Origin of the sequence: Streptococcus sp. (assembly GCF_032481935.1) — a bacterium.
GTDB lineage: Bacteria > Bacillota > Bacilli > Lactobacillales > Streptococcaceae > Streptococcus.
The window spans coordinates 1-2,989 of record NZ_JAWERU010000081.1; the positions used below are offsets into that span (position 1 = coordinate 1).

Here is a 2,989-nt window from a genome sequence, read left to right on the forward strand (position 1 = left end):
CAGATTCCTTGATTTTGGTCGTGATAATTTCATGCTTGGTTGCCATCCCTTTCCCAGCTCCAGATGTTCCTAAAATCAGACCAGACGGTGTATTTAATAGGCTGCGATCAATGGTAATAATATTGCTTGAGATTTGATTGATACCGTAATATTTCCCACTACGGTCTTGTAAATCTACTGAAGTCCATGGAGAGTTCACTGCTATATTGGACGTTAATAAACTCCGTGATACTCCCTCTAAAAAATCACAACCAAATGGCAGCAAACTATTAAAGGCTGCTTCTTGCATATATGGAAGTTTATCAATCATTAGGTCATTTGAGCCGGCCACTTGTTGAATCGTGTCTAGGGCTTGTTTGAGTTCTTCTTCATCCTGACCAAAAACACCAATCAAGAAGACCGTTTGAAATAGTTTATCTCCTGTCTCGGTCATGGTTTTTAATAGTTCCTCAGCTTCATCGATATTGCTTTCTAATACATGACCTACTTTTTCCAAATAGATACCTGTACGAGCTAGTTTTTGTTGTTCCCCAATCTTTTGAGATTCCATCAAGGTCTTCTTTGTTCGTAGTTTCTTCATAGCATCTGCCTTAGTCGAACTTTGAGCATGAAGGCTTACAATCAATTCCAAATCTCCTTGCATGAGATCTCGAATAAACTGATCCCCTAATTCCATGCCGTAGTCTCTCACATAGACAATCTGCAATAAACTGTCATTGATTTGTAGGTAATTCTTGTTTTTAAAATCCAAGAGATTAGGTGCTATGAAGTGACGAGTTGTCTGACCCGGTCTCGTTAAATCACGGTAAGAAAAAGGAAGATGGTGTTCTCCTCTAAGCATATCCGCCAACAAGTTGACACGTTCTTCACCAGCCAAGGATTCAAAACGTGCATCAATTTCTGAGAAACCACTCTTGAAATATTCTCCAATTTGAGACAAGGAACGATAGGCTTGTTTGGGATTAGAATCCTTTCTACCAAAGCTAATCAGTTTCACAGCTGAAAAATTATTTTCACCACTGTCTAAATTCTGATTCATCATCCGATTCAATTCTTTACGATAGCTATCATACCCATCTTCTTTTTCCTCATACAGAACACTCTGTCTAAACTTTTCTAAATTCAATCTTTTATTAAAGATGGTCAATTGGAAGTTGGTTTGATCGTCTAAAGCGTTAATCAAATCAGAATACTTCTCAATGATTGCGCCCTTATCTTCTAAACCAACAGTTTGATAATTGACATCACCAAGTAAGTAGCTTTGTGAGAAATAATCTTCTTTTACCTGCATCAGACCATTTTGATACAGGGCTTGATAGGAAAGAGTATTAGCCGTAGAAGGTAACACTTCCTCTTTTTTCCCTTTAACTTCTTCCTTTTTATTAGTCATTGAAGTTTTTTGTTTCTTTAATGTATTTGATTTTCTTTTCATGTTCAGGTCCTTTCTTTCCTGTAATTGTGCGTAGGGGAACCGTTAATTCAAAATGAAGACGGTATTTCAAATAATGTTCAAAATATAAATCATTGGGTTTATAGACTCCAAAAAGCAAGAGGGGGATGGTAAAAGCAAACACAAAACCGTAAACAAACCAATCTCCAAATTGCCAGAAAAAGAGATTCAAGCCCAAAACAATAATTGTGACAATAAAGGCTGGTAAAACAAAGATGATTTGTCTTGTGGTGAAACCTAACCAAGCCCTGTGTTGGTATTTTGAGATGTCTTTAAAGACACGTGTATTCATGACTTTCCTTTCTAAAAAGGCTAAGAAGCAACCACTTCCTAGCCTTTATCTAATTACATACCTAAGATTGAGCGAGCCGTACGTTGAGAACCAACGAGGGCAATAATCAGTAAGATAGCTTGTACCAAACTACCAAACATAATCGCAAGTGATTGCAGGACTCCTGCACCATTTGAAACAGCTATTTTCCCAGCAGATTCAAACAAAGGAACAAGAGAAACAATCAGAAAAATAAGAACCCCTTGTACCGCATAGACCATAATATTTTTTAAATAGCCAATACCAATAGACTTCCATTCATCACTTAAAAATGTTGGAATCGTAAGAGGTGCAAATGGAATCATAAGGTAGAGTTGAATAAATCGAATGGATACCAAAAGATTGACCATGGCTGCACTTACTATCCGAACTAGCCAAATGAGGAGGGCGAAAAAGCCCACAATCATCCGGCCAATAAATCCTGAACCTTTTAATCCAGAGAGTGTATCATACTTTGCCCCACCGTGAGCCACAATCGAGGCCACTTGTTCAATGGCGTGACTCGCAATACCGATGATAGCTTCTACAATAACGGTAGTATTGGTAATTACAACTGCGACCATAATATAACTAATCAACATCGGCGCTAATGCTTCAAAGGTCATCGCTCCACCTGAGTTAGCAATTTTCTTTGCCATCTTCGAAAATTCTAAGATGAGAACAACTGATAAAATCGCAACTCCAAGAGGCTGCATGACACTTTTAGTAATACTAGACATATAAGTCCAAACAGTTGGATTGTAGCTAGATAGAGATTTAATCAGATCTACTGTAGATTGTAAATCCACATTAAATCCTTCAAATAAATTTTCAGCTGATATTTTTTCAGATGCAAGGTAAACAAAGGGTGAGACTAAACTAAGATTCATGTCATTGTTTATCCTCCTAAATTGAAATCTGGGTTACAAAGGCTCCAGCAGCCCCTACCATAACACCACCGACAATTTCAAGAATGGCATTCCGAACTCCTGGTCCACCATCTTTAATGTTGGTTGCAAGATTGACAATCCCAACAACAACGAGAAAGGCACCAACCGCAATCAATCCCTTCTGTAACAAAGACATAGCTTGTGCAAACATAGCACTTGCGTCTACTCCATAAACAAAACCTTTAAAATGCGTAATCATCTATTTCCTCTTTTCTATTTTTATTTTAAACTAGATTCAAAAGTTAAATCACGAATTCTAAGGCCTTCAAGATGATTTTC

4 protein-coding genes are annotated in these 2,989 nt (G+C 37.5%); all 4 read right to left on the reverse strand.

Translation table 11 applies throughout. The features are described from left to right. The coding region (locus E7C97_RS09265) for a VirB4-like conjugal transfer ATPase, CD1110 family (protein ID WP_398581245.1) at positions 1-1,432 on the reverse strand (1,432 nt) is incomplete at its 3' end. Continuing rightward, entirely contained in the window at positions 1,383-1,742 is a 360-nt protein-coding gene (locus E7C97_RS09270; protein WP_316109030.1) for a PrgI family protein, read from the reverse strand. The genes E7C97_RS09270 and E7C97_RS09265, both read right to left, overlap by 50 nt. A 53-nt stretch (positions 1,743-1,795) precedes the next feature. Beyond that, positions 1,796-2,650, reverse strand: a complete 855-nt coding sequence (locus E7C97_RS09275; RefSeq protein WP_001054259.1) for a conjugal transfer protein TrbL — start codon at positions 2,648-2,650, stop codon at positions 1,796-1,798. Between the two features lie 16 nt (positions 2,651-2,666). Next, entirely contained in the window at positions 2,667-2,909 is a 243-nt protein-coding gene (locus E7C97_RS09280; protein ID WP_000627865.1) for a hypothetical protein, read from the reverse strand. Between the last annotated feature and the right edge of the window lie 80 nt (positions 2,910-2,989).